This is a genomic window from Geobacter sp., from assembly GCA_009684525.1.
In the GTDB taxonomy this organism is placed as follows: domain Bacteria; phylum Desulfobacterota; class Desulfuromonadia; order Geobacterales; family DSM-12255; genus Geoanaerobacter.
Window position 1 is genome coordinate 465,756 of record WKKR01000001.1, and the last position, 26,672, is coordinate 492,427.

At 59.6% G+C, this 26,672-nt stretch carries 21 protein-coding genes; 5 read left to right on the forward strand and 16 right to left on the reverse strand.

What is annotated here, in order from left to right; translation table 11 throughout:
• Positions 1 to 29 precede the first annotated feature (29 nt).
• From GJT30_02135 to recG, 14 genes are all read right to left on the reverse strand, one after another.
• Positions 30 to 2,855 (reverse strand): tetratricopeptide repeat protein, encoded by a 2,826-nt coding sequence (locus tag GJT30_02135; protein ID MSM38412.1) that lies wholly within the window; start codon positions 2,853 to 2,855, stop codon positions 30 to 32.
• Complete coding sequence (locus GJT30_02140; GenBank protein ID MSM38413.1) at positions 2,855 to 3,763, reverse strand: hypothetical protein; 909 nt, start codon at positions 3,761 to 3,763, stop codon at positions 2,855 to 2,857. The genes GJT30_02135 and GJT30_02140 overlap by 1 nt, the downstream gene beginning before the upstream one ends.
• A complete protein-coding gene (locus GJT30_02145) occupies positions 3,738 to 6,587 on the reverse strand; it encodes a hypothetical protein (protein ID MSM38414.1) in 2,850 nt (949 codons plus the stop codon). The genes GJT30_02140 and GJT30_02145 overlap by 26 nt, the downstream gene beginning before the upstream one ends.
• Positions 6,588 to 6,793: 206 nt before the next feature.
• Positions 6,794 to 7,240, reverse strand: coding sequence for a hypothetical protein (locus tag GJT30_02150; protein ID MSM38415.1), 447 nt, complete (start codon positions 7,238 to 7,240; stop codon positions 6,794 to 6,796).
• A gap of 52 nt (positions 7,241 to 7,292) precedes the next feature.
• Entirely contained in the window at positions 7,293 to 10,433 is a 3,141-nt protein-coding gene (locus GJT30_02155) for a CusA/CzcA family heavy metal efflux RND transporter (GenBank protein MSM38416.1), read from the reverse strand.
• A 48-nt stretch (positions 10,434 to 10,481) separates the two neighbouring features.
• Positions 10,482 to 11,852: an efflux RND transporter periplasmic adaptor subunit gene (locus GJT30_02160; GenBank protein ID MSM38417.1), complete on the reverse strand. Its 1,371-nt coding sequence runs from the start codon at positions 11,850 to 11,852 to the stop codon at positions 10,482 to 10,484.
• A 30-nt stretch (positions 11,853 to 11,882) separates the two neighbouring features.
• A complete protein-coding gene (locus tag GJT30_02165) occupies positions 11,883 to 13,136 on the reverse strand; it encodes a TolC family protein (GenBank protein MSM38418.1) in 1,254 nt (417 codons plus the stop codon).
• Positions 13,137 to 13,176: 40 nt separating this feature from the next.
• Complete coding sequence (locus tag GJT30_02170; protein MSM38419.1) at positions 13,177 to 14,538, reverse strand: response regulator; 1,362 nt, start codon at positions 14,536 to 14,538, stop codon at positions 13,177 to 13,179.
• Positions 14,535 to 15,692 (reverse strand): sensor histidine kinase, encoded by a 1,158-nt coding sequence (locus GJT30_02175; protein MSM38420.1) that lies wholly within the window; start codon positions 15,690 to 15,692, stop codon positions 14,535 to 14,537. The genes GJT30_02170 and GJT30_02175 overlap by 4 nt, the downstream gene beginning before the upstream one ends.
• Positions 15,693 to 15,989: 297 nt before the next feature.
• Positions 15,990 to 16,928, reverse strand: coding sequence for a tRNA glutamyl-Q(34) synthetase GluQRS (locus GJT30_02180; protein ID MSM38421.1), 939 nt, complete (start codon positions 16,926 to 16,928; stop codon positions 15,990 to 15,992).
• A gap of 75 nt (positions 16,929 to 17,003) precedes the next feature.
• Positions 17,004 to 17,318 carry a DUF1255 family protein gene (locus GJT30_02185; protein MSM38422.1) on the reverse strand — a complete coding sequence of 105 codons (315 nt, stop codon included), beginning with the start codon at positions 17,316 to 17,318 and terminating at the stop codon, positions 17,004 to 17,006.
• A gap of 90 nt (positions 17,319 to 17,408) precedes the next feature.
• Positions 17,409 to 18,458 (reverse strand): M48 family metalloprotease, encoded by a 1,050-nt coding sequence (locus GJT30_02190; protein MSM38423.1) that lies wholly within the window; start codon positions 18,456 to 18,458, stop codon positions 17,409 to 17,411.
• The gene (locus tag GJT30_02195) at positions 18,455 to 19,756 is read right to left on the reverse strand and encodes a DUF898 family protein (GenBank protein ID MSM38424.1); all 1,302 of its coding nucleotides are present in this window, start codon (positions 19,754 to 19,756) and stop codon (positions 18,455 to 18,457) included. The genes GJT30_02190 and GJT30_02195 overlap by 4 nt, the downstream gene beginning before the upstream one ends.
• A 67-nt stretch (positions 19,757 to 19,823) precedes the next feature.
• The gene (recG, locus tag GJT30_02200; GenBank protein ID MSM38425.1) at positions 19,824 to 22,127 is read right to left on the reverse strand and encodes an ATP-dependent DNA helicase RecG; all 2,304 of its coding nucleotides are present in this window, start codon (positions 22,125 to 22,127) and stop codon (positions 19,824 to 19,826) included.
• Between the two features lie 417 nt (positions 22,128 to 22,544).
• Here recG and GJT30_02205 point away from each other — a divergent pair, with 417 nt between their 5' ends.
• The 5 genes from GJT30_02205 (at position 22,545) to GJT30_02225 (ending at position 25,675) form a co-directional block, all read left to right on the forward strand.
• Positions 22,545 to 23,306 (forward strand): hypothetical protein, encoded by a 762-nt coding sequence (locus GJT30_02205; protein MSM38426.1) that lies wholly within the window; start codon positions 22,545 to 22,547, stop codon positions 23,304 to 23,306.
• Positions 23,307 to 23,316: 10 nt separating this feature from the next.
• Positions 23,317 to 24,015, forward strand: coding sequence for a hypothetical protein (locus GJT30_02210; GenBank protein ID MSM38427.1), 699 nt, complete (start codon positions 23,317 to 23,319; stop codon positions 24,013 to 24,015).
• Positions 24,016 to 24,039: 24 nt separating this feature from the next.
• On the forward strand, positions 24,040 to 24,543 hold the full coding sequence (locus GJT30_02215) for a hypothetical protein (protein ID MSM38428.1): 504 nt from the start codon (positions 24,040 to 24,042) through the stop codon (positions 24,541 to 24,543).
• Positions 24,544 to 24,731: 188 nt separating this feature from the next.
• Positions 24,732 to 25,160, forward strand: a complete 429-nt coding sequence (locus tag GJT30_02220; GenBank protein ID MSM38429.1) for a DUF1311 domain-containing protein — start codon at positions 24,732 to 24,734, stop codon at positions 25,158 to 25,160.
• 107 nt (positions 25,161 to 25,267) lie between these two features.
• Positions 25,268 to 25,675: a hypothetical protein gene (locus tag GJT30_02225; GenBank protein ID MSM38430.1), complete on the forward strand. Its 408-nt coding sequence runs from the start codon at positions 25,268 to 25,270 to the stop codon at positions 25,673 to 25,675.
• A 104-nt stretch (positions 25,676 to 25,779) separates the two neighbouring features.
• Here GJT30_02225 and GJT30_02230 read toward each other — a convergent pair whose 3' ends face one another.
• Positions 25,780 to 26,193, reverse strand: a complete 414-nt coding sequence (locus GJT30_02230) for a YgiT-type zinc finger protein (protein ID MSM38431.1) — start codon at positions 26,191 to 26,193, stop codon at positions 25,780 to 25,782.
• Positions 26,186 to 26,503, reverse strand: a complete 318-nt coding sequence (locus tag GJT30_02235; GenBank protein MSM38432.1) for a type II toxin-antitoxin system MqsR family toxin — start codon at positions 26,501 to 26,503, stop codon at positions 26,186 to 26,188. Before GJT30_02235 ends, GJT30_02230 begins: the two co-directional genes overlap by 8 nt.
• Positions 26,504 to 26,672: the final 169 nt, after the last annotated feature.

Sequence of the window (26,672 nt, forward strand, 5' to 3'; positions counted from 1 at the left end):
TCCGCGCGGGGAGCAACTCTCCCCGGCTCTCAATTGAAATAGTAACGGTATTGCATCTCCAGGAGCGAATTGAGATCACTGCTGCCGAACCTGCCGCTGTCCTGGGCAACGCCGAAGATCAGGCGGTCGTAGCCGATCAGAGGGCCTGCCAGCCCGATATCGTAATGGAAGCCGACCCCGGATTCGCTGTTCCAGAGCAGATCAGCGGAGCCGTACGGCTGCCAGCAGCGGCTGTATCCTTCACGCGCCGAACTCCCCACGGCAGTGCCGATGCCGACCTGCACAAAGCTGTGCGGCACAAAGTAGCCGCTGTCCGGGACGGAGCCGGCCGGCTGCAAGAGATAGGTCTCTCCTTCCGGAGCGCCGGTTCGGGAGTACTGGTAACCGCCGGCAAAGCCCCGCACGAGCAGATCGGGGTAGGCGACGGAGAGCCGATGCACCGCTTCGGCCTCTATCGATCCGCCATTGCCCAGCTCGCGCCGCCACTGGTCGCGCAGGGAATAAACAGATCCGCGCCACGAAAGGGTGTCCCGCCCCGACAACTGATGCGTTATCCCGATGGTGAGCCGGTCCTTGAGGCCGCCGATCTGCAGCGGCGCCGTCTCTTCCGCCAGGCCGGACCAGTCTGCCGAAAGTTCTAGCGACAGCGTGGACGAAAGCCGGTAATCCGCATCCAGCCCGACAAAGGCAAAGGAGTTCAACGAGCTTCTGCCGCCGACGCTGACGCTGGCCCTTCCCTGCCCGAACAAGGTCGACAGACTCAACTGCCCCGCTACATCCCGGTCGGGCATGGTACCAACGACATCATCCTTCAACGTGCCGAAGCCGGTGTAGGAAAACCTGCCCGCCAGGGAATAGCGATTGGTGAGCGGGCGGGAGACCTGCTCGGCCGTCTGGATGAAACCGATTCCGCCCCGGTCCATGAGGCGCAACCCGGCCGATGCCTGGGAGGGATGGGCAACGGCCAGTTCGCGGAACTGGAGATCGAGGAGTTCGTCCTCGGGATTGCGATCGAACCGATTGAAGGCATGATCGGCAGCAAGAGGGAACTGGCCGGTCCGGCGGGCTCCCTCTATAGCATCCCGGTAGGGAAGCCGTTCAAGATCCTTCTGGAGCAAATCTGCGATGGCTGTCGTGTCGTTCTCCTCCAGAGCCAGGGAAAGCTGTGCCCACCGGGGTTGCCGGGCGAGAAGACCGAACCGGCGCAGACGCCACAACCGCGCATAATCGTTCCGTTCGGTGGAGAGCGCCCAGGCGACCAGCAGTTCACGGGTGGCACCATTGCCGCTGTCGTCGGCAAGCAGCTTGCCGAATGCGGCATCCGTGGCATCCCCCGGATTGAGCAAAAGCAGGAGTCGTGTCTTTAAGAGCGGCCGTTCGGGCTCTTTTCCCCCCCCTGTGCCCCCGGCGCCGACCTGGCGTACCAGAAGCAGGGCCCGCAACCGTTCCCGGTAGGCGGAATCGGCCATATGGGCCTGATCGAGCAGCTCGGCGTAATCTGCCAGCCAGAGCGGGTCGTCTCGCCGCTGGTGGTAATTGAGCCGGTAATAATCCAGTGCACGACGATAATCTCCCAGCCACGCATAGGCCGCTCCCAACGGATCGAGCAGTTCGGGCTTACCACGGAAGCGGTAACGGAAGAGCTCTGCCGTTTCCCGCAACTCTTCGGTCTTTTCCAGATCGATGAGCAGCCAGAGATAACCGGCAGCCACCTCGGCATTGCCCGGTTCCAGTGCCAGGGCCTGCTGATAGGAGTGCAGGCTTTTTCCCGTCCTGCCGGCCTGGCGGTAGAGCCGGGAGCGGAGTTGCCAGGCGTAACCGCTCCTGGCAAGGGCCGATCGCTGCTGCTCATCAAGATTGCCCACGAATGCCAACAGTTCGTCATGACGTCCGAGCGCCAGCCCGGCTTCGACGGCAGCAACAAAGTAATACTCTTTCCGGAAGCGCTGCCACCCTTCGCGCGCAGTGGCATAGGCCCGCTCCGGGTCATGTTGCAGATAATAGGTCACCATCCGCTGATAGTCATCTTCGCGGCCCGCCCCACCTGCAATGAGCTGCGACGAGGCATTGACCGCGCAGGCGCCATCCTGCATCGCCCAGCAGAGATCGCTCAAGGTCATCCAGAAGTCGGTATCTGCGGGTTTGGCACTTGCCGCGCCTTCCTGCAGGCTCCGACAGGCAGCCGCAATGTCCCCCGTCCCATAGAGGAGCCTGCTGCGAAGCATGGCAAGCGGCACGGTCACCGGGTATTCATGGGCATAGAGGTCCACTCCCTTGACGGATGCAGCGGGATTGCCGGTAGATTCGTAGAGCCGGGCCAGGAGTTCGAGCACTTCGCGCCGATAAGGGCCGTTCTGGTAACGTTTCAGGGTGGCGACAGCCTCTTCCGGCTCGCCCAGCGCCTCGACAACCTTTACGTATTCCCGGAGCGTGGCAGCATCGTTCCGCTTTTTCAGGCGAAGGGCCAAGAGCGGCTTGAGGCTCGCCTGATCGTTGATCCCCTCGGCAAGCGTAAGGGCCTGTTCCAAGGCTTTCGCATCACCGGCAGAAAGGGCCAGGTAGCTCAGGTGCACAAGGGCATCAGTGGTTCGGGATCGCCAGAGTGCAGCCTGTACGGCTCTTCGGCGCCAGAGAGTGTCGCGGGGCCGCGCTTTCAACGCAGCTTCGGCGAGCCGAAAGGCATCATCGGCATTGTTGTTGGCAAGAAACACCTTGTATGCCAGTTCGTAGAGCTCATGCTCAAAGGGGGCTCCGATCGCAGCCTCGGCAATCTCAGAAGCCGTTGATTCGGCGTGCGCCGGGCCAGAGGCCAGAACGCAGAGCGCAAGTGCCGGCAAGAGCAGGGCGGGACGCATCAGCCGTTCCCCCCTTCGGCCCGCGTCTTCTCGCCGAGTGCCCGTTTGACATATTCCTGCGCCTTTGCCGGCCGGTTCGCTGCCAGGGCGAGACGCGTGAGATAGATCAGGGTATCCCGATCGACCTGGATGGCGCCCATGTACTGGTCGGCTGCCGCCAGCGCCTCTTCCACCAGGTTCCCCGCCTGCAGTGTCCGCACCCCTTTCAGATAGAGACGCCGTCGCTGCAACTGATCCGGCTCGCTCGCCATGGCGTCGAAGTAGAGTTGAGCGCTCTTCCGGTAGTCACCAGCCGCCAGAGCCGATTCAGGGGTCTCTTCCGACGGCAGGTTCGGGATGTCGAGACGGGAGTTGGCAGTACCGTGCGGAGTCACCTTCCCTTCCAGGTACGACAGCGCCTCGGCTGCGCCGGCAAAACGGGCCTGGCCGAGGTAACGACGGAGATCTTCGAGCGAACTGCCACTGCCGGCGAGCTGTCGCGCGGTCACGGAGAAATAGGCTTCCAGCACCTGGCGATTCGGTGCGTTGGCCGGAGTCTCCCGCAAAAGCCCCTGCAGGATCACCAGGCGGAGTTCCAGGCAGTGCCGCTGCTGCGAAGGGGGGAGATGGGCTGCCGCCAGGTCCAGAACCGGCAGCGCCGAGGAAAATCGCTTTGCCGCAACCAGAGCCTCTGCATAACTGAGCTGCAGTGCGCCGTCATTGGGGCGAATGCCGGCCAGTGCCCTCAGGTAGTGCATGGCAACCGGGCTCCCCAGTTCGCCAGTCCGGAGCAGCGCCAGGATTTCACGTTCCGGATAGAGCACGACCAGGAGCAGTACAAAGGAGAGAAACATCCCTGCCACTGCCATGGGAGAGGCAAAGCGCTCCCGTTGGGCCGAAGTCCTATTTACAGGTGAAAACCAGTTCATGATTCCCTTCAGGCAGCGAAACGGTCAGTGCGTTCCCCTGGCGACGGAACGGCACACCCTTTTTCCCGGCCGGAGAACATCTGTCGGCATTGGCAAGGGTGAGGGAGAATGGCGTATGGCTGCTTAACTTCATGCGCAGATCTTTGCCCTTTGTCCCGAAACGGATCAGGTGACCGCCAAGGGTGGACAGATAGGGAGATACAGGCTTCTTTGTCGCAACGACAATGTGTGCCTCGCCCCCGGGGCCGATATGCAGGTACCTGCTGTCGTTCAAATCTGCAAACCCCGCCACGTTGCGGCTCTGTTTCAGGTCGGGATAGCCAAGTTCCGACGGGATGCGGAACTCGCGCAACGCGCCGCTGTTCCGCACCAGCCAGCCCCCGGAGAGGTCACGTGCCACCACGGTCCGGTTGAAGTCGAGAACCGTCTCCACGTACTCGGAAACGAAGATATTCAGCCGGTCGCGGGTGAGCGCCCAGTCGTAGACCGCTTCCAGGGCCTTGAGAGCGGCTGGTTTGGTGGCCGAGTAAAAGTGGTAATAGATATCCATCGGTTTCAGGCGCCGCGGGCTGTCGGTGAGACGGAAGGTCTCGATGGCGCGGCGATAGCCGTAAAACGGTCCCTGCCAGAGATTGGTATAGACGTTTTCGTTCTGGTTGGGCGCATAGACCTGGAAAACGCCGTTGCGGTAGATGCCCAGTGGCGCTACGGCTGTGAGGGAGCGATCGGACTCGTTGATCAGGGTGCTGCCGCCGTTCATGTTTCCCACGCCGGCACGATAGGTCGCTGCCACGGCCTCGGCGTCCGGGGTGCAGTCGCCGGTCCAGAAAAACAGCCTCGCCTTTTTACCCGTCGGCAGGAGATTGTCGTCGATGAAGCGAAGCGAACCGGCAATCTCCCGCTCAAGGTCCATGGTGTACCCCGCAATCGGCAGGTTGTGCATGGCCGCCTCTTCCCGGGGTTCGATACGGGTGCGACCAGGCCAGACAAACGGGTGCGAAAAGGAATGGCTCGCGGCCTCCACCCAGGGAAGCCGGAAGATCTGTCGGGCCTGGCGGACAAGGTCGGCGGCTTTTCCCTTCGGATAAAGCCCATCCTTCTCCATCATTCCGGTGATCACCGAAACCGTGGTCGGCACCCGGTAGCGCTCCAGGATTCTGGTGCGGAGTTCATCCGCTGCGCCTTTGCCGCCGGGCCACTCGGCCATGCTGTCGAAGCCGTCGCCATCGACGTGAACCAGCATCAGTCGGGAGCCGTTCTCCGTGGTGGTGTCGGGGACCGGGAACTGCGGCAGGCGCAGCGCCGTACGGAAAAAGGCAAAAGGGTCGACGACCCAGGAAAACTGCTCACCCAGGGGGATGGCAAGGGCAAAGGGGGTCAGGGCATACCCGCCCCAGGGGGTGATGGCGGCAAGGTCGGATTCTGCCGGGCCGCGGCTCACCTTGAGCAGCGAGCGTCCTTTGCGGAGACGGAGCTGGACAAAGGCATCCTGCTGGGGAAGCGGCGGCGACTCGAAACCGATTATCGGATCGCGGGAGACGACCTGCAGGGTCCCGCTTCCCGTAACAGGCTGCCCGCCCGTCTGCAACCCGAACGGATCAGGCAGATCGGCAAGGGTGAAGCCAAAACTGTCCAGGAATGCCACCGGCACCTGCTCTTTGAACCGTTCCAGCACCCAGCTGCGAAGTTCGAGCTGCTCTCCCGGAGCTCCGGAAAGAGGCCAGACAACCACGCCGGCATAGCGGCCTGCCAGGATCCCCTTGGGAAGCGGCTCCCGCAGATTGTGCAGCTCCAGCCGATAGCCGAGATGATTGAGCGGCATCTGGGCAAATCGGTGCAGCCGGGTATAGGCCATATCTCCTTCAAGCCCGTCGTAGATACCGAGAATGCTCCGCGGCACAACCTCCACCGCTCCGACCCCCAGGCTGGAAAGATCGCTGTCAGCCACCCAGGGGATATAGCCCAGTTCGCTCAGCTTCGCTGCAGTCTCCCTGGCAAGTTCACGCTTGTCAGGCGGCACATAGTCGATGGCGATCACCGGGACCCCGGCTTTTTGGATGTGCGCCAGCTGCCCCTTGAGCCACTCCCTGTCCTCTTCCGACACTGCGCCATAGGTGCCGCTGACCGGATCAAAGCGCTGGAACAGCGACTCGGCTGCCACCGCCATCACCTCTCCCCTGACCCGGTCGAAGATCTCGAAACCGCGGTTGAGGATAAGCTTGGCTCCGGGAAAACGCTTCCTGATGGCGTAGATCGTCGCTGCAAGCCCATCCTCCATCCGTTGCCGCTCTTCAATGCCTCCCGCGGCCCGCTGGTAGGAATCCAGGGTGTCGAGGAAGAAGCCGCGGTACCCCTTCTCCCAGAGAGGCGCCATGACCTGCTCCAGCAGATAGGAACGCCAGGCAGGGTTGGCAGGGTCGAGGATAGAGGTTCCCCAGGCGTCGTTGCGGCCGATGATCCACCCCTTCTCCAGACCGGCGGCGTAACTCCGCTTCGGGTCGAGTTCGCCGATGCTGACATAGGCGAACAGCTCGCTCCTGCCCTCGCCATAGACTGCTGGCGACAGGCCGGCATCGGGTTCGACCACCACCAGATCAAATGCCTTGAGTTCGTCAACCGGGGGGGATTCAGCATAGAAGAAAGCGATGGAAAAGTCTGCGGCATGAGCCGGCGCCGCGGCACAGACCATTGCGAGGCCACACAGGAGGAAGAACAGGATGTGTCTCACGGCACCTATACGTGAATCGTGCATCATAGAGGCTAACTTCCGGAAAAGGACGGGATTTCTCATTCGGTTACGGTAGAGGTCGGATCTGTCCGGCATGGAGCATGCCACACCAGATTACACCCGGAACATGAAAATGTGCTTAGCATACCGTTTGACATTCGAATCTGCAACTTTTGTTTTACGCCATTTTCATACGTGAATCGATTTCCACGCAGACCAAGGGGGTTACAAAACAAAAAAAAAGAGGAGCCGGCCGGCCCCCCTTTTTCAGGCATCAAAATTTCCTCGCAGAGGAAATATGATCATTTTACCTCGTACCAGAATTTGGCGGTTCTCACCTTGCCGTCGGTGAGCTTGAATTTGCTCATGATGCCGTATTTCCCCTTCTTCGCCAGGGTGACATCGGCGCCGAAATGCCCCTGCATGGCCATCAGCTCCTTGGTCTGCTCGCTCTTGTCCGGTCCCTGCACCTTCAGCATTACCTCACCTCCCGTGATCGGCTTGCCGGTTTTTGCATCCTTGAACATGACCGAGATATGATGGGTCTCCTTCACCCCCTTGGGCATCTCCATCCCCATGGCCTTCATGGCATCAGCCATGGTCTGCACCATGAAGGTCGCCTTGACCCCGTTCACCACTTCCTCATGGGCTGCAGCGCCGTGGCCGCCATGCCCGCCGTGCTCCATGGCAAACGCTGCCGGGGCAGTCAATGCCAGGATTGCCGAAAAGATCAGTACCAGTTTTTTCATCGCTTTTCTCCTTTGTGTATGTTGTGAATGCTCGCATATTGCGAGTAACTGCCTAGTGTTTCATCCCTGAATAGTGGAGCCTCCCCTTCCTCAGGTCCCGCTTTTTCATGAGTACAAAGATCACCGGCGTCATGATCAAAACATGGATGGCAGAGGAGATCATGCCGCCGATCATTGGCGCGGCGATCGGCTTCATGACATCGGCGCCGGTGCCGGTCGACCACATGATCGGCACCAGGCCAAGAAGCGCCACGGCCACGGTCATCAGCTTGGGACGCAGCCGGAGCACCGCCCCCTCGAAGGTGGCGTCGTAGATATCCTGCTCCGTCACCGGCCCTTTCTGCAACCGCTTATCCAGTGCCTCGTGCAGGTAGATCACCATCACCACCCCGGTCTCCACCGCCACCCCGTAGAGGGCGATGAAGCCGACCCAGACCGCCACCGACAGGTTGTAGCCGAGCGCCGCTACCAGGTAGACCCCCCCTACCAGGGCAAAGGGGACCGACAGCATTACCATGGACGCCTCAAGGGCCGAGTGGAAGGTGAAATAGAGCAGGATGAAGATGATCAGCATCCCGGCAGGGACCAGGTACTGCAGCCGCTGCTTGGCGCGGATCTGGTTCTCCCACTGGCCCGACCAGGCGACATAGTAGCCCGGCGGGAGCTTCAGCTGCTTTTCCAGTACCTGTTTCGCCTCGGTGACAAAGCCCCCCATGTCGCGGCCCCGCACGTTGAGGAAGACAATGGAGCGGAGCAGCCCCCCCTCGCTGTTGATCTCCGGGGCGCCGGTGGAGACCTTGATCCTGGTCACCAGGGAGAGCGGCACCTGGGTCTCGCCGTTCATGCCGGAGACCAGGATCCGCTGCATGGAGGGGATGCTGTCGCGGTATTCCCGCAGGTAGCGAACCCGGATCGGGAAACGGTTGCGCCCTTCCACCGTGGTGGAGAGGGTCTCGCCCCCCAGCGCAGTCTCGATGATGTCCTGGATATCGCCAACCTTGACGTTGTAGCGCGCCGCAGCCTCCCGGTCGATGTCGATGTCGATGTAGTTGCCGCCGGTGACCCGTTCGGCAACCACGTCGGCCGAGCCGGGCACGGTCTTGAGGATACCTTCCGCCGCGACGGCCAGGTCCTTCAAGACGTTCAGGTCATTGCCGAAGATCTTCACCCCCAGGTCGGTGCGTACCCCGGTGGAGAGCATGTTGATCCGGTTGATGATCGGCTGGGTCCAGCCGTTGCGCACCCCGATCTGCTGCAGTTTGGCATCCAGCTCGGCAACAATGTCAGCCTTGGTGAGCCCTTTTCGCCACGCCTCCTTCGGCTTGAGGATGATGATGCTCTCGAACATGGAGACCGGCGCCGGATCGGTGGAGGTCTCTGCCCGCCCCACCTTGCCCAGCACATGCTCCACCTCGGGCACCTCCTTGATGATCCGGTCCTGGACCTGGATCAGCCGCTTGGCCTCGGTGATGGAGATATTGGGGAGGGTGACCGGCATGTAGAGCAGCGACCCCTCGTCCAGGGGGGGCATGAACTCGGAGCCGAGGTGCATGAAGAGCGGCACGGCCAGGGCCAGGGCAGCGATATTCAGGGCGATGGTGGTCTTTTTCCATTTCAGCACCCAGCGGATTATGGGTGAATAGATCCTGATGAAGAAGAGGGATACCGGGTTGGCACTCTCCGGCGGCATCTTCCCCCGCATGAAAAAGAACATCAGCACCGGCACCAGGGTGATGGCGATGATCGCCGAGCCGACCATTGAGAAGGTCTTGGTGAAGGCGAGCGGGTGAAACAGTTTCCCCTCCTGCCCTTCCAGCAGGAAGACCGGCACGAAGGAGAGGACGATGATGGCGAGCGAGAAGAAGATCGCCCTCCCCACCTGTTTGGCCGAGGCAATGACCGTCTCCAGCCGCTTTTCCGCCCGTTCCTCCGGCGGCAGCTCGGAAAGGTGGCGGTAGCAGTTCTCAACCATGATTACCCCGGCATCCACCAGCACACCGATGGCGATGGCGATCCCCCCCAGGGACATGATGTTGGAGGTGACCCCCATCAGCTTCATGGTGATGAAGGCGATCAGCACCGAGATGGGCAGGGTCAGGACGATCACCAGCGAGCTCTGGAAGTGGAGCAGGAAGGCGAGGATCACCAGGGAGACCACCACAGATTCCTCGGCCAGGGCATGCTTCAGGGTGTCTATGGCCCGGCTGATCAGATCGGAGCGGTCGTAGGAGACATTGATCTTCACCCCCGGCGGCAGCCCCTTTTGCAGTGCCGCGATCTTCTCCTTGACCCGGTCGATCACGTCCTTGGCATTTTCGCCGTAGCGCATGACCACGATGCCGCCGACCGCCTCACCTTGGCCGTTCATGTCCAGCATCCCGCGCCGGATAGCGCCTCCCAGCTGCACCGTACCCAGATTCCTGACAGAGACCGGGGTGCCGCGCATGTCGGCCCCGACCACGATATCCTCCAGGTCGGCCAGCGACTTCACGTATCCTTGGCCGCGGATCAGGTACTCGGCATCGGACTGTTCCAGGAGCCGCCCCCCCACGTCCTTGTTGGAGCGCCCCACCGCCTCCATCACCTGGCCGACCGAGATCTTGTAAGCAAGCAGCTTGTTGGGGTCGAGATCGATCTGGTATTCGCGGACAAACCCGCCGATGGAGGCGACCTCGGCCACCCCGGGAACGGTGTTCAACTGGTAGCGGACAAACCAGTCCTGTAGGGTGCGCAGTTGCTCCAGGTCGTACCCCGGCCCGTCGATGGTGTACCAGAAGACGTGGCCGACACCGGTGCCGTCCGGTCCCAGGGTGGGCCGGACGCTGGGGGGGAGGAGCGAAGCAGCGTAGTTGAGCCGCTCAAGGACACGGGTCCTGGCCCAGTAGATGTCTGCCTTGTCCTCGAAGATCACGTAGATCATGGAGAAGCCGAAGGCCGACGAGGCGCGCACCGCCTTGACCATGGGGAGCCCCTGCAGGTTGACCGCCAGGGGATAGGTCACCTGGTCCTCCACCACCTGGGGAGAGCGTCCCGGATACTCGGTGAAGACGATGACCTGGTTGTCCGACAGGTCGGGGATGGCGTCCACCGGAGTCCGGTAGACAGCCCAGATCCCCCATGCCACTACCAGCGCATAGAGCATCAGGACGATCACCCGGTTGCGGGCGGAATATTCGATGATTTTTTCGATCACAAAGAGATCCTCTTGCGGCAATGGTTACGGTTCAGGCCGCTGTTCCCGTTACATCTTCATATCGCCCATATCCAGGCCGCCCTTTGGCGCTGCCGGTTTCTGCCTTGTATCTGTCCCCGGCTCCAGCGGTGTCGACGGCGCGGCATGGCCGGCATGTTCCGCTTTGTTGCCGCCGGAGAGCTGGGCCTCGGAATCGATCAGGTAACCGCCGCTGGCCGCCACTACATCCCCCCTGAAAAGGCCTTTGAGGATCTGGACCTTGTCGCCGGCCCGCTGGCCGATCTCCACGTCGCGGGGGGCAAAGAGCCCCGGCTTGACCCGGACCCAGACCACTTGGCGCTTGCCGGTATCGATAAGGGCTGACACCGGCACCGTCAATGTCTCGCCGAGCGGCACCCTGATCCGGGCGTTGACGAACATGTCGGGCTTGAGGATGAGGCCAGGATTTGCCAGCTCGACCCGTACCTTGACGGTCCTGGTCTTGGGGTCGAGGAACGGGTTGACGAGCGCCACCCGCCCGGAAAAGGTGCGTCCGGGATAGGACTGGGCGGTGATTTCTGCCCGCTGCCCCACCTTCACCAGGGCCAGGTCGCTCTCGAAGATGTCCAGATCCACCCAGATACGGGAGAGGTCGGCCACGTTGAACAGGGGGTCGCCCAGGTTGACGTACTGCCCCTGCTGCACCAGTTTCTCGATCACCACTCCGGAGATGGGAGTATAGATGGCAAGCCGGATGGTGGCCTCACCCGACCGTTCCAGGTCGGCGATCTGTGCATCCTTCACCCCCATCAGCTTCAGCCGCTGCCGGGCCGAGGCAACCAGCCCCTCTCCACCCTGGGAGATGGCCGCGATGGACGAATCCTTAAGCTGCTCGCGGCTTTTGAGCGCCAGCAGATACTCCTGTTGGGCCGCAACCAGCTCGGGCGAATAGACCTCGGCCACCGGCCGCCCCCTGCTCACGGTTTCCCCCACGGCATCTACATACAGGCGGTCCAGCCGGCCCGCCACCCAGGCGGTCACCTTTGCCTGTCGCGACTGGTCGTACTGAACGATGCCGACCGCCTGGATCTCTCTGGTAAGCGGCTCCCGGTTCACCTTCACGGTTGCCACGTTGGCGATCACCTGCTGGGTGGGGGAGAGTGCGATCTCTCCCAGCCTGGCCCGTTCCTCGGGCGTCCCTTCAGCCCCCTCCACCTTCTTAACCAGATCCATCCCGCAGATGGGACAGGTGCCGGGCTGATCCTTGATGATGAACGGGTGCATGGGGCAGGTGTACTGCACCTTTCCCTGTGCCGCTGTGCCGCTCTTTTCCGCGGCATGGTCGTGCCCGGCATGGCGGAAATAGTAGTATGCCCCCCCGGCAACGGCAACGAGGGCGATCAGGGCTACGAGGATGGTAATCTTTCTGGAGAGGCTCATGTGACGCTCCGTTTCGTCTCTTTCATTGCATCAGTGCAGCTCGGTGCCGACCAGCGCTTCGAGCTGGGCCCGGCGCATCTGGTAGTCGGCCAGCGAGTCGTAATACTCTCGTTCGTAATTGAACAGCGTGATCCGGCTTTCCATCAGGGTGAGCAGGTCCACCTTCCCCACCCGGTAGGCAATGGTGGACGATTCCAGTGACTGCTGCGCCTGGGGGATGATGCCGGTCTTGTAGAGGTCGATCAGCTGGCGGCGGCGATCAAGCTGGGCCAGCAGGTCGACGATGCCGCTGTTGATGGCATTGCGCACCGCTGCAAGCTCGGCTGTTGCCATGCCGGTCTCGGCGGAGGACTCGGCCAGCATCGCCTCGCGCCGCTCACGGATCACCGGCAGGTTGAAGGTCACCCCCAGGGAATACATGTTGAGCCCTTCGTCGTTCATGGTCGGGTTGCGCTGCATCAGCTCGAAGGAGAGGTTGACATCGGGATAGAACTCCTTCTGCGCCAGCCGGTGCCCGGCCTTCCCCTTCTCGATCAGCGCCTGGGTCTGTCTGAGCTGGGGGCGGTGTTCTTCGGCCGCTGCTTGCAGCTCTTGCGCGGTCTCTTTCACCGGGGAAACGGCGAAATCGGGGATCGCCCCCACCGGGGTATCGGCGGGCCGGCCCGCCAGGGTATTGAGCACGGCCTGCTGGCTCGTCCGCTGCTGCCTGAGCGTTATCTGCATCTCCAGCATCTTCGACCGCTCCACCTGGGCGCGGAAGATGTCCTGCTGCACCCCCTGCCCCACACTATATTTGGTCTGTGCCAGGGTGATGAAATCGTCCATGATCCGGATGTTGCGGGCAACGATCTCCAAGGCGCGGTCGGTCATGTAGAGCTGGTACCAGGACTCCTTGACCATCCGGGCCAGTTCGAGCTTGCGCTCCTCCAGCTGCCAGCGGAAGGCTGCGGCCTCGTGGCTGGCGATCTCTTCCCTGAGCGCCCGTTTCCCCCAGAAAGGGATCTGCTGGGAGATGCCGATCACCTTCTGGGTCATCGGGTCCTTGCTGAAATTCAGGGGGTCGCTCAGGATGCCGTTCTGGATCTTCAGCATCAGCATCGGGTCATCCAGAGCCCCGGCCTGCCTGATCCTGCCGGCGTACATCTGCCAGCGCGCCTGTGACGACCTGAGTTCCGGGTTGTTGGCAAGGGAGAATGCCACCAACTCGTCCAGTCTCTCCGTTGCCGGTGGGAGACGCTCCTCTGCAACGGCCGCAAGCGGCAGGGAAAGAGCCAGCAGGAGCATCCAGATGCAGCATGTATGAAGCGGTTTCACAATGGCTCTCCTATCGATCCGGTGTCCTGATCCCGTATTTTTCCATGCGATAGATCAGGGTATGGCGCGGAATCCTGAGGAATCGGGCCGCCGAGGTCTGGTTCCAGCCGTTCCGTTCCAGCGCCTCGATAACCACCTCCCGTTCCAGCTGCTCCAGGGGGTAGCCCTCGTCCGGGAGGTTGACGATGCGCGACCCCTCCCGCCGGGCTCCTCCCGAGCGGACCCGTTCGGGGAGATCGGCAACCGTGACCGTATCCCCCTGGCGCATGATCAGCATCCGCTCCACGGTGTTCTCCAGTTCCCGCACGTTGCCCGGCCAAGGGTAGCGGCTGAGCGCCTCGGTGGCCTCACGGTCGAAGGTGACATCGGGCGCGCCGTGCTGGGCACTGAAATGCCTCAGCAAAAGCGGGATATCCTCCCGCCGCTCGCGCAGGGGGGGAAGATGGATCGGGATCACCGCCAGGCGGTAGTAAAGGTCCTCGCGAAAGGCCCCGCTTTCGATCGCCTGTTCCAGGTCGGCATTGGTGGCGGTGATGACCCGCACATCCAGCCTGATCGGCGCGCTCCCCCCCACCGGTTCGACCATCCGCTCCTGCAGCACCCGCAACAGTTTGGGCTGCAGCTCCAACGGGAGATCTCCCACCTCGTCGAGAAAGATCGTCCCGCTTTCGGCATGCCGAAATCTGCCGGTCTTGTCGCGGATGGCACCGGTAAATGCCCCTTTCACATGGCCGAACAGCTCGCTCTCCAACAGGTCGCGGGGGATGGCGGCACAGTTGATGGCAACGAACGGCCCGTCCCGACGGGAGCTCCGGGCATGGATCGCCCGCGCCACCAGCTCCTTGCCGGTCCCGGATTCGCCGGTGATCAGCACCGTGGCCTCGGTGTCGGCCACCTTTCGCACCATCTCGAAGACCCGCTCCATGGCGCGGGAGGTGCCGATGATCCGCTGGAAATCCTGGCGGTCGGTCAGTTCTTCCCGCAGCCGCCGGTTCTCCTCGGACAGCCCCCTCAGGTGCAGCGCCTTGGCAACGATCAGCTTCAGCTCGTCCCGCTTGAACGGTTTGGTGATATAGTCGTAGGCTCCGAGCTTCATCGCCTCCACCGCGGCGTCGACGGCACCAAAGGCGGTGATGATGATGACTAGGGTTTCGGGCGCCTGTTCCTTCACCTGGCGCAGCACCTGGAACCCGTCGATCCCGGTCATCTTCATGTCGGTGATCACCAGGGCGGGTGCATGTGCGGCAAAGAGCCTGAGCCCTTCCTCGCCGGAGGCAGCGGCCAGAACCTCATACCCCTCCTCCTCCAGGTTGTATTCCAGAACCCGGCGCAGCGATGCATCGTCGTCAATGACCAGGATGCGCGGCGTCATGAGGTCTCCTCCCCCTGCGGCAGCGGCAGCGTGACCGTGAAGGTCGTCCCCTGCCCCGGCGTGCTCTCCACGCCGATGGTGCCGCCATGGGCCTCGATGATCTTCCGGGTTATGGCCAGGCCGAGCCCGGTCCCCTCTTCCTTGGTGGTATAAAACGGCTCGAAGATCCGGGCCAGGGCATCCGGACCGATACCGCTGCCGCTGTCGGCAAAGGCGACCCGGAGGGTCCCGGCCGCCTCATCGTGGGAGGCGCGGATGGCCATGCGTCCACCCGGCGGGGTTGCCTGCAGGCCGTTGAGCACGATATTGAGGAATGCCTGCATCAGCTTCTCCCGGTCGCCGAACAGAGCGGGGAGCGCTACCCGGTCGAACTCCAGGGAAACCCCGCGCCGTCGCGCCTCGGCAGTCACCAGGGTGACCACGTTCTGCAGCTCGTCGCCGAGATCGCAGATGCGGCGTTCGGTCTTTTTCGTCCGCGCCAGCCGGAGAAAATCCTCCACCACCCGGTTCAGCCGCTCCGATTCCTTCACCAGGATCTCGACGAATTCGTACTTGCGATCGTCGGGCTGGTAATCGTCCTTGAGGATCTCGGCGGTCCCCCGGATGGAGCCGAGCGGATTGCGGATCTCGTGGGCCAGGACCGCAGTCATCTCCCCCAGGGTGGAGAGCCGCTCGGAACGTCTCAGCTGCTCCTCCAGCTCGATGATCACCTCGGACTGGCGCTGCAGGTTGCTGCACGACTCCTCAAGCCCCCGGGCAGTCCGGCTCAGCTCCTCGGCGTAGCGTTTCTCCCGTTCCGAGAGCAGGCCGGTGATCCCTCCCACCACGTTGTAGAGGACGATCTCCAGGTATTTTTCCAGCTCCATGGTCAGGCGGTCCCCCCACTGGAACATCACGTGGGGAACATAGATGATGCTGATGATGATGGAGGCGGTGAGCCCCCCCTTGAAGCCGAACCAGACGGCGGCCAGGATGATGGGGATATAGTAGAGACGCTGGAAGATATCGTGCAGCGCGGGATGATGGAGCGGGGTCGTATAATGTACCAGGGAGATTGCCACGATGGACGCCGCCACCACCCCGTAACGGAAACGGTTTTGCCGCTCTGTTGCCCCTGTCAGCGCCTGCGTCGTCTGGAACCCTGTGTCGGCCATCGCATTCCCACCTCTGCCCTCTGCAATACACAACGCGTACCAGCGCATATCTCGTGGATTTCACACGCTATTCGCGGAATACCACAACCATTTCTGTAGAATATTCTACAGCAGAACGGGGAATATTCAACATCCTGGATACAACAATAAACCCGAAAAACAGGTAACCGCAGATGGACGCAGATAAACGCAGATAACTTCACCCACGACTTCATCCCTTCGGTAAAAAAATCGCATTTATCCGCAGTTATCCGTTTTTATCTGCGGTTAAATGCTTTTTTAAAGTACTGCGGGATTTCAGGAGATGGAGAGCGGTGCTGAACTGCAGGGGACCAAGGAAGGATCGAACCGGGTAACACCCCAAGCCAGCACTTCGGCAGGGGGAGCGGTTTCAAGGTCCAGAGGCAGCCGCTGGCCGAGGAAACGGAGGGCCGCACAGAGGAGAGCGGAAGCGGAAGGTTGCTGGTCGCCGCCTCCCGTAAGGGAGACGGCATTGTCGCGCTTGGAGAGTTTGGCGCTGCCCGGCCCGGTCACCAGCGGCAGATGGCCGTAGACGGGAGAATCGCAGCCGAGTAGCCGCTGCAGCAGGATCTGGCGTGGCGTAGAGGAGAGGAGATCGGCGCCCCGCACCACCTGGGTCACCCCCTGGGCCGCGTCGTCCACCACCACGGCGAGCTGGTAGGCGAACAGGCCGTCGGCCCGCTTCACCACGAAATCGCCGCAGGCCGTAGCCAGGTCGAAACGCTGCTCCCCCAGGAACAGGTCGTGGAAAACGGTCTCCTCTTCCCCCACCCGCACCCGGAAGGAGCGGGCCGTCTTGCCGGGAGAGAGCCCGCCCCGGCAGGTGCCGGGATAGACCGGTTCAACGTCGCCGTCATGGGGGGCGGAAGCGGTACGGGCGATCTCAGCCCGCGAGCAGCCGCAAGGATAGGCATGCCCCTCTGCCAGGAGCCGCGAGAGAACAGCCTCGTACGCCTCGTCCCGGCTGCTCTGCCGGAGCACCGGACCGTCCCAGGCAAAGCCGAGCGTCTCCAGGGTCCGCAGGATGTCGTCGGCCATGCCCGGAACCACCCTGGGCCGGTCCAGGTCTTCCATCCGGACGAGCCAGAGCCCCCCTGCCCGCTTCGCCATGACATAGCTCCCCACGGCCGCAACCAGGGAGCCGATGTGGAGCGGACCGGTGGGAGACGGCGCGAACCGGCCGACGACCGGCCTGTTTTCGGGGGAATGGGTCATGGGAAGGTGCCATGACCGTTGCCGGCGCCTCGGTTGCTCAAGAGGCGCCGGCAACGGTGCGAGAGTCTCAGGATCTTACGGCAGGAATGAGCAGCAGTAATCGGTAAGCGATAGGACCCGCATGGTGAAGGAGGAGTTGGCCGGCACCTGAAAGGATTCGCCACCGCCGATCCGGTCCCAGCCGGTGCTCCCCGGCATCTTCAGGTCCAGCTCGCCGGAAAGGATCTCCATGATCTCGGCTGCGCCGGTCGAGAACTCGTATTCGCCCGGCTGCATGATCCCCAGGGTCTTCTTGGTGCCGTCGGGAAAAAGGAGGGTGCGGCTGGTGACGCCGCCGGCAAAATAGACATTTGCCTCGCGGACGATGGTGACATTGGTAAATTCTGACATGCGCTGCTCCTTGTATCGTTTGGAAATGTGCCCGCTTACCGGCTGCCCATAATCGCCCGATTTGACCGTCGATGTCAAGACGAAGCCGTGCTAGCGACCATGGCCCATGATCCGGCTGATCCGTTCTGAGGTGACCGGGTGGCTGGCAAACAGGTCGCCCAGGCTCGACTGTTCCTCCTCCCCACCCTTCTCTCCCCGTTTCCGGTCGTATTCGGCCTGGAGCCGGGCCAGCATGTCGGCATAACGCTGCCGCGGGATCCGCCGGCGCACCAGGTAGTCGACCGCGGCATCGTCGGCCTCGTATTCGAATTCGCGCGAATACCGGGCATCGATCAGGCTGGTCGGGAGCGCGGCGGAGAGGGAGGTAATGGAGGTAACGTCACCGGTCACGGCGGCGATCAACAGGCCCGTGCCGGAGCTTTGCAGCACGTGGCGCAGAATATGGCGGTTGCGGACATGGCCCGCCTCGTGGGCGAGCACTGCCACGATCTCCTCGTCGTTCTTCGCCAGCTTAACCAGGCCGTCGGTGATGACGATAGTGCCGCCGGGAAGGGCAAAGGCATTGGCGCCAATCCTGTCGCTCTTGCGGAAATCGAGGAGGTACTCCTGTCCGCCGGGGAGGTCCTGCCGCATCCGGCTGAACAGCGCGGTCAGCTCCTTCTTGCGCGATTCGGGGAGCTGCGACGGCTGCATCACCAGCTTGTCGAGAAATGCCAGGGACTCTTTCCCCAGGCTCTTCTCCGTGGCCGGGGGGATGGCGAATGCCACCTGTTTCGCGATCGCCGGGATACCGTATTTGATGAAGGCGGCAATCACCCCCACGGTGAGCACCAGGGCGAGCAGCGCCAGGGTCATGCTCCGTTCCCAGCGGTTGAGCAGCCGCTGGAACAGCCCACCGGTCTCGTCCCCCAGGGCGAGGTCGATGGCGGAATCGTTGATGATCTCGCACAGGGCGCCATCGGCGAATCGGAGCGAACGGCGGGTATCGCCCACCGGCGCCGAGACCTTGACCCCGGCAAGGAGATAGTGCCGCTCCAGGCCTTCGCCGCGCAGGATCAGCTCATCCCCGGAGCGGACCACCGACACCAGCGTGCGTGCCGAACTCTTGCCGTCGTAGAAATAGCCGTTGACCAGGCTCATAGGGCGATGTCGATTCCGAACATATCGCCGATCTCCTCGCCGGCAGAGCCGACCGGGTCGGCAGCGGTGGCGGTGAAGGTCTCCAGGTCGTCGCTGAGATTGAGTGCCAGGTTGTCGAAGCGGTACCGGGCAAGCCGGATGGAGGCCCAGGGAATCAGGAGCCCCAGGGAGAAGATGATGGCCACGGCACTGGAAAGATAGAGCCATGCCATGTTCCGGACCCGCAGGGTGCTGACGAAGCGGCTCCCCTTGATCCGTGTCCTGTTCCAGGTGAGGTTTGCCAGCGCGGTCTGGACGTAGATGGCAAAATAGAGATAGATGGCGTTGATGGCGAGGAAAAAGATGATCACCAGGGCAGCGACCCCTTTCTTGATGGTCTCGTTGTCGCTCTCCATGTTGCCGAGGAAGAGCGGCGAAAATTCCCGCACCGTGGCGGAGAGGCAGAAGGCACCGACGGCGAACGCCGTTGCCAACAGCAGGAACCAGCCGATCGCCTTGAGAAAGACCAGGTAAAACTCCTTGGGCGTGGCGTCGAAGGTGCAGCCGGTCTTGCCGTAGGAGCTGTTCTCGATGACGAACCGCTTCTGGCGGTAGACCATGTAGGGGAGGATGAACCCGAGGGTGAAAGGGACCAGGATCGGCAGGCCGGCAAACACCAGATAGGCCTCGCGGTAGTCGGGACGGAAATTGAAGCGGATGTTGCGGTGCGCGGAGTTGCGCTGGTTGAACATGTGGGAGCGGACGATCAGCCAGGGCATGGCGATGAAGAAGGTAAGACCGCAGATCCCCGACAGAACGGGGCTCACGTTGGTTCCAATGGTGTAGAGGATGAAGAACCCGGCACCGATCAGCCACCCCTTGAACAGGGCCATGGGATCGGCGAGATACTCGAAGGAGGCGCTGTTGAGCAGGGTGTTGCCGTAGAAATAGCGCTTCTTGCGCACCTTGGCCCAGGCGGAATAGATGCCGAAGGAAAGCATCTTAAGCAGGGTGTTGACGATCCAGATGCCGAAATACTCGCGGGCATCGCCGTTAAAGGAAAAATGGAGCAGGCGCTGGGTGCGTGACCGGGGAGCTGCCGGGGGGGGCATCCCTTCGGGGGCGGCAGGTGATGGGGGTTGAGGCGGGGGGGGCGGCTCTGCAGCAGAGGCCGTGCCGACCTCCGTGATGGCGGCTGCCAGCTCGAAGGAGTTACGGCACGAAGGGCAGGTAGCCCTGACGACTCCATCGGGGATGGCCGACTCGTTCATGGCCCTGCTGTAGCCGCAATGCGGGCAGGTGATTGTCACGCGAAGCATCGAGCCCTCCCTGGAAACTGTTGATCCATGAAAGAGCTTATCGGCAGGTGGGATAAGCTACTGTAACTCAGGCGGTACCAGCCAGTTCCAGCCGCCCGCCCCAGCGCCGGACCAGTTCGGCCCTGAGCCCGGCATGCTCCGGCAGGGCCAGTTCCGGGTCGCGCTCGACAACGGCGAACGCCTCTTTGCGGGCCTCTTCCAGAATCCCGGCATCGCGCAGGATATTGGCGATGCGGAAATCGGGCAGGCCCGACTGGCGGGTGCCGAGGAAATCGCCAGGTCCGCGGATCGCCAGGTCCTCCTCGGCGATGCGGAAGCCGTCGGTGGTCGCCTCCATCACCTTGAGCCGCTGCTGGCCATCCTCGGAGAGCTTGTGGGAGGCGAGCAGGATGCAGCGTGATTTGTCGCTCCCCCGCCCCACCCTCCCCCGGAGCTGGTGGAGCTGGGAGAGGCCGAACCGCTCGCTATGCTCGATCACCATCATCGTGGCATTGGGGACGTCGATCCCCACCTCGATCACCGTGGTCGCCACCAGGATATCCAGTTCGCGGACCTTGAAGGAGCGCATCACCGCCTCCTTCTCCTCCGGCTTCATCCGGCCGTGGAGGATGCCGATCCGCAGGTCGGGGAAGATATCGTTGGCCAGGTGCTCCGCCATCTGGGTGGCGGCCTTCAGGTCGCTCTTCTCCGACTCCTCCACCAGCGGGTAGATGACATAGGCCTGCCGCCCCTTGTGCACCTCCTCGCGGATGGCCGCGTAGACAAGGCTTCGCCGCGACTCGGCATAGACCCTGGTCTCCACCGGGGTCCGGCCCGGCGGCAGCTCGTCGATCACCGACAGCGACAGGTCGCCGAACACGGTCATGGCCAGGGTGCGCGGGATCGGGGTGGCGGTCATGACCAGGATGTCCGGGTTCTCCCCCTTGCGGCGCAGGATGCCCCGCTGCAGCACACCGAAGCGGTGCTGCTCGTCCACAATCCCGAGCCCGAGCCGTTGGAACTCCACCTTTTCCTGGATCACCGCATGGGTGCCGACCACGATCCGGGCGTCGCCCGAGGCGATCTTTTCAAGCACCAGCTTGCGGCGGGCCCCCTTCAGGCCGGAGGTGAGCAGCACCACCGACACCCCCAGCTCCTCGCACCAGCGGTGGATGTTCAGGAAATGCTGCTCGGCCAGGATCTCGGTCGGAGCCATGATCGCAACCTGGTAGCCGTTTTCCACCGCCACCAGCGCCGCCATCAGCGCCACCAGTGTCTTGCCGCTCCCCACGTCCCCCTGCACCAGGCGGTGCATCGGATGGGGTGCCATCATGTCCTCCTTGATCTCGGTCAGGACCCGGCGCTGGGCAGCGGTGAGATGGAACGGCAGCCGCTCCAGGAGCGGCTTGGTATAGCGATGGGAAACGGTGAAAGAGATCCCCGGCTCCAGGGCGATCCCCCGCTTCTTCAGGGCAAGGCCCAGTTCCAGGAAGAAGAATTCGTCAAACACCAGGGTCTGGTGGGCCGGGAATTCGCCCCGGTTCAGCCGGGCAAGGTCGGTGAACTCCGTGGGGAAATGGGTCTCCTGCATGGCCGTGGAGAGCGGAAGCAGGCCATGGCGCTGACGCAGCTTCTCCGGCAGCAGGTCCTCCACACAAGGGGCGAAGCGGTCCACCACCTCTTTCTGCACCTTGCGCATGATCTTCTGCGACACCCCCTCGGTCAGCGGGTAGACCGGCACCACCCGGCCGAAGTTCACCGGGTCGCGCTCCATCACCGTTGCCAGGGTCTCCCCCTGCCCCAGCCAGTCCACATCCGGGTGGTGGACCTCCTTCTGGAAACCGTACTGGCCCACCTGGCCGGTGAATATCCCCTTGCGCCCCGGTCGCCAGGTCCGCTTGATGAAGACCGGGTTGAAGTGGAACCACTTGAGGTGGATGATGCCGGAGGCGTCCTGCACCACCGCCTCGAAGAAGCGGCGCCCCCCCTTGGTCGTCACGCTGTCGGCGGCCATGATCTCGCCGCTGAAGACCTGGATGGCGCCGGGGGCCAGCCGGGCGATGGGGACCAGGGTGCGGCGGTCCTCGTAGCGGTGCGGAAGCAGATAGAGCGCCTCCTCCACCGTGGTGATCCCCTTTTTCTTCAGGGTTTCTGCCAGCTTCGGCCCGACCCCCTTGATGAACTGGATGGAGGTCTCCAGGTTTTTGCGGTTGATGGACTGCTGCAGGGACGGCTCGGGAGGCGGCGGAGTCCCGCGCACCGGTGAGAGGACGAGCCGCCCCTCGCCGTCGATCTCAACGGAGAGACGGTCCCCCGGCTTCAGGCCGAGCTGCTGCACCAGTTCAGCGGGAATGGTCAGGATATTGTTGTCGGTGAGTGTGATAATGGGCATGGTATGGGAGCCGGGGCATGCACCGGCAGGGAAATAGTACCATTCATGAGGCGATTCGTAAATATCGCGATGCGCGGTCATGCAGATAGGGCTCATATGGCATTGCGCCGGATATTAATCCGCACAAGGTTTTGCCTGCGTTTGCTTTGCAACCGGTTGAATATGATACCGTTTATTCTGCTGTCAAGCCGTGTTAGTATGTGCGCGCTGATCAAGTCAGTCGGGATATCTTGAAAACCAGAGACACGTCCATGGTTTCGCAGATACTATGACGGCTCTGGAGCTGAACCGGAAAAGCATATACAGGTAGATGAAACGGGATAACTGGGAATATTAGAAAAAGCATCTACATATAGATGACAGGCATTCATATACATATAGATACCACCCTCTAACGGGTGATTTGCGAGTTGAACCATGAGAATAATGAAAGCGATTCGAGACATGGAAATTTGTTCCGCAAGAGCATATCTGCTGGCTTTATCGACGGTGCTGGTGCTGAACACAGGAGAAGCCAATGCGGCAAGAGGCAATGAACCGCAACCAAAGTGTGACTATGTCGAATATCAGCGCCTGCCGCTCACAAAGCAGCACGGCATAGACGGTGCGCTTGTCGTAATGAGAGATCGAAGCATGATTACTGCCGAAGAGTATTCTGTTGACGATCATGAAACCTCCTGCAATGCACTCCTCTATCTCGAAGGGAACAACAACAAACGAATTGAAACCCATGAATTGGAAAGGCCCATTGCAAGAATCAACACCGTCAACCTCATTGGTGGAAGGCCTAAAAGTTTTAGCCTGACAGTAGATTATAGTGCCGGATTTGGATCATATGCTGGACCAGGCACCAAGTTCTTCGATGTTGCTGCAGGTAAGATAAAATGGGTACAGGCCAAAGATGAAAAAACCAATAAAGTTGAAAAAATTCATGTGGCACAAACTCTGAAAACGGTATGGAAGCTATTCCCGCACGGAAAGAATCAGGACATTCTTGAAATCCTTTGTAGACCTGCATTCAAGAGTAAGAGCGATGATACCTTTGAAGTAACTTACAAACGTTATCGTTACAACGGACACGATTGGATTCATTACAGCCGGTCAGAGGATGGTTTTTGGGAAAACGAAGGAGATTTCCCCAAAGAATCGCTGTTTCCTCCTCTGAGGCAGAAAAACTGAGGGTTCAACAATGCGGCGGCACGCGGCCTCCGCTACGCTCCGCCGGTGCGCCCCCACGACGTTATACCAGCAAACTGAATACAAAAAATTGAGGGCAATTATGCCGAAGGCTGGAAGCGAGTACACTGAAGAGGCTGCAAAGTTCTTTCGTACGCTGGGACTTACAGCTGAAATCGAAAAAAGAGTTGTTGGCGCACGCGGAACTCACAACATTGACGTCTGGATCACTGGGAAAATCCAAAGCTTTCAGGTGCGCTGGATCATCGAATGCAAAGACTGGAAGTCGAGCGTTCCTAAGGAGAAGGTGCTCGCTCTTCAAGCAATTGCAATGGATATCGGATCGGATCGCGCGTTTCTGCTATCGGAATCAGGATTTCAGGCTGGAGCTGTCCGATGTTCACAATTTACTAACATTACCCTGACCAGCCTTAACGATTTACGCGAGCAAACCCGTGAACAGTTTGCACAAACTGCACTTTGGACCTTATATGCACGAGTTTCTCAGGTCATCGACGATCTAAATAAAGAGCCAGCTCGAATCTATCTTGCAGGCCCAGCGACTGGCTGCCTTTACGACAATCCCGAAATAAGTCAGGCCGCGGGGTCACAGGCCGCGGGGTCAGGCCTGCAAACATGGGCCGCGGGGTCACATGGGCCGCGGGGTCAGGCCTGCAAACATGCAAAAATGACTCATAATGTGCTGATATAAGCATAAATTGTGAGGAGGGATCAAATGAGTTTTATAACTAGATTTAGTTGGAATAAGCTATATGTGTGCTTATTGATAATTTCATCTTTATTATTTAGTAACATTATTTATGCAGATAATATTACAAAGTCAGATAACTACAATAATGATTTATACGAGTTTGTTTATTTTAATAATAACTACAAAAAATATGAAACTTATCCATGGGAATTGAAAAAGGTAAATGAATTTATAATGCCATATAATAAGTTAGCTTCAAAATATAACTTTGATAAATGGGCTACTGATATGTCTGGTCCAGGCAGAAGAAATAGATTGATTAAAATAAAATCAGTAGAATATATCTTAGTAAGAACATGCAAACAAAAAGAATGTGATACAAATAATTTATTAATTCTATTCGAGCCAGTCAATAAAGAATTTTGCGGATTATTTATTAATAACAGTAATAAAATGCATGTAGGTTCAATATGTAATGACATTATAATTGCTACGTTAGAAAATATTGCAATAAATGACAACAAATAACAAAGGGGGAGTGGGCCGCGAAAGACCAAGCATGCTAACATGCAAAATAACTCATAATACATCGATATCACTAAACATATTTTGAACAGCATGACTGGTCAGGCTTCGAAGTGATACGTTCAAGAGCCAGGTAGCCATCTTGAATACCTTAAACTCAAGAGGAGTAGATTTCTTTTATAGGAGAAATAATGAGGGGACTAACTATTACCGTTTGCCTGCTGACAATCCTGTTGACAGCAACTTCCAGTCATTCAGCTCTAAAGATCACTGAAACCGACAGGATTGATGATGCATATTCCGCCTGCTTAGATAAATCCAAAGGCGTAACGGCAAACATGAACAACTGTTCAGGTGATGCCATCAGCAAAATGGACAAACGTATGAATCAGGTTTACAAGGCGCTGATGGAAAAACTGCCGAAACCAAAACAGGAGTTATTGAAAAACACTCAACGGAAGTGGCTGGCATGGCGCACTACCGAGCAGGATTTGTCATATGCTCTTGACCCGAATGAAGGGGGAACATTGCAGTCGGTATCAGCCGGTGGGTTTGCATACGAAATGCTTAAAAGACGAGTACAAGAGCTTGAACGCTATCTGAATGAATTAGAATTGTAGAAAGCGAACGAAGATCCCCGACTCCTAGGTATCAATATAGTAGATAAATTACTTATATCGAGAAGCTGTCTCAATAACAGGTTAAACAATAACGCATAAGGTAATTTATGAAACAGATGCGCTTAATGAGCTTACTATTTTTGATTATTGTATTTTTACTTTCTATTCCAGCCAATGCTAAGAGCATACTTGATGAAGAGCATGCTTTAAATATTATGGTGTCACAAATTCAAAAAGACAAATTATATGACAGTTGGACAAGCATGGATTGCCTGTCATTCATCACTGAGGAAATAACAAAGAAATATTTTGACTTTGCAATCCATGAAAAGCATGGTGGCGCATGTCCCGGTGATCCTGATACCACCCCGATTGTGGATCGTTTCAGAGTTAATCGATCGACACATAAAATACAGTGGCTTGAGCCAGCAGAGGGTGAGTATTTGCCTTACAGTGCAGTGTTGAAAGTAAAGCGAGAAAAGAAGGAATTATTGCATAACCATCGCGGAGAATAACTACCCTCCATGTAACTGGTGATATGACAACGATTCGATGGCAAAATGTGTGCGCCAGACCCACAAGTTGCCAAGTTTCATGCCACCAACCAGCCACCTTCAGACTAAGCAGCTCTGTTGTGCTCCTTGAGCACCGACAACGCCGACGGGTCATGATCCAGCAGGACAAGAGCGCTGCAGACAGCGCGGCTCGGCAACAGGTCACCGCTTTCATATTTCTGGAAAGCCCGCGGCCCCCCGCCGATCAAGAGGCCTGCCGCTTCCTGCGAGAGATGAAGTTTCTTGCGGATACGACGAATTCCCTCCGGTTCAAGCAGCCCTTCGCTCCGAGCCTTGAGGAGATTCAACATCCGGTCGGAAACCTTCATATCCTCTCCGGTATGAATACTCTCCTCTGATCGATCACAATACCAGCCAGGCATATCGAACGTAATGCTTTTACTCTTGAAGGTAAGAGTCATGGGGCGCACTCCGCGATACATCGGTGCCCCCGTTTCCGGGCAGACAGGATTAGTCATTGTTTTTCTCCTTGAAGGACAACAGCAAAAACTCGGTTATGGCATCGGCGGTAAACTTAACATAGAGCATACCCACCGGAGACGGGACATGATACACGTCCTGCCACAATCGGGAATCTGCATAAGCCGTCATCGATTTGTAGAAATGGCCTCGCTGCATCGTTTGGATGGTGCCCACGATCTCGGCACGGCCATATCCGAGCACAGATGCACTGCGAAGTGCCGTACCTGTAACTGCAAGCCTTTCGACACTTGCAAACGTGGCCTTGAACGCATCAAGATCGTAGGTAGGTTTCTTTTTTTCGGCCATGGAAATTTTATACACCATTATGGTGTATATGGCAATGGTTTCGATTTTCTGCTTATTGATAAAACGAAAGAGTGTGGACGGTGACGGTGCAGCTCTCAGTCACCTCCGAACCGACCCCCCCTTGCAACTCCCGGCAGATGCCGTAACCTTATAGAAAACAGGAGGATGG

Coding starts and splice junctions, on each gene's coding strand:
- GJT30_02135 (MSM38412.1), bottom strand. CDS start 2,855: ATGCGTCCCGCCCTGCTCTTGCCGGCACTTGCGCTCTGCGTTCTGGCC.
- GJT30_02140 (MSM38413.1), bottom strand. CDS start 3,763: ATGAACTGGTTTTCACCTGTAAATAGGACTTCGGCCCAACGGGAGCGC.
- GJT30_02145 (MSM38414.1), bottom strand. CDS start 6,587: ATGCCGGACAGATCCGACCTCTACCGTAACCGAATGAGAAATCCCGTC.
- GJT30_02150 (MSM38415.1), bottom strand. CDS start 7,240: ATGAAAAAACTGGTACTGATCTTTTCGGCAATCCTGGCATTGACTGCC.
- GJT30_02160 (MSM38417.1), bottom strand. CDS start 11,852: ATGAGCCTCTCCAGAAAGATTACCATCCTCGTAGCCCTGATCGCCCTC.
- GJT30_02165 (MSM38418.1), bottom strand. CDS start 13,136: ATGCTCCTGCTGGCTCTTTCCCTGCCGCTTGCGGCCGTTGCAGAGGAG.
- GJT30_02170 (MSM38419.1), bottom strand. CDS start 14,538: ATGACGCCGCGCATCCTGGTCATTGACGACGATGCATCGCTGCGCCGG.
- GJT30_02175 (MSM38420.1), bottom strand. CDS start 15,692: ATGGCCGACACAGGGTTCCAGACGACGCAGGCGCTGACAGGGGCAACA.
- GJT30_02180 (MSM38421.1), bottom strand. CDS start 16,928: ATGACCCATTCCCCCGAAAACAGGCCGGTCGTCGGCCGGTTCGCGCCG.
- GJT30_02185 (MSM38422.1), bottom strand. CDS start 17,318: ATGTCAGAATTTACCAATGTCACCATCGTCCGCGAGGCAAATGTCTAT.
- GJT30_02190 (MSM38423.1), bottom strand. CDS start 18,458: ATGAGCCTGGTCAACGGCTATTTCTACGACGGCAAGAGTTCGGCACGC.
- GJT30_02195 (MSM38424.1), bottom strand. CDS start 19,756: ATGCTTCGCGTGACAATCACCTGCCCGCATTGCGGCTACAGCAGGGCC.
- recG (MSM38425.1), bottom strand. CDS start 22,127: ATGCCCATTATCACACTCACCGACAACAATATCCTGACCATTCCCGCT.
- GJT30_02205 (MSM38426.1), top strand. CDS start 22,545: ATGAGAATAATGAAAGCGATTCGAGACATGGAAATTTGTTCCGCAAGA.
- GJT30_02210 (MSM38427.1), top strand. CDS start 23,317: ATGCGGCGGCACGCGGCCTCCGCTACGCTCCGCCGGTGCGCCCCCACG.
- GJT30_02215 (MSM38428.1), top strand. CDS start 24,040: ATGAGTTTTATAACTAGATTTAGTTGGAATAAGCTATATGTGTGCTTA.
- GJT30_02220 (MSM38429.1), top strand. CDS start 24,732: ATGAGGGGACTAACTATTACCGTTTGCCTGCTGACAATCCTGTTGACA.
- GJT30_02225 (MSM38430.1), top strand. CDS start 25,268: ATGAAACAGATGCGCTTAATGAGCTTACTATTTTTGATTATTGTATTT.
- GJT30_02230 (MSM38431.1), bottom strand. CDS start 26,193: ATGACTAATCCTGTCTGCCCGGAAACGGGGGCACCGATGTATCGCGGA.
- GJT30_02235 (MSM38432.1), bottom strand. CDS start 26,503: ATGGCCGAAAAAAAGAAACCTACCTACGATCTTGATGCGTTCAAGGCC.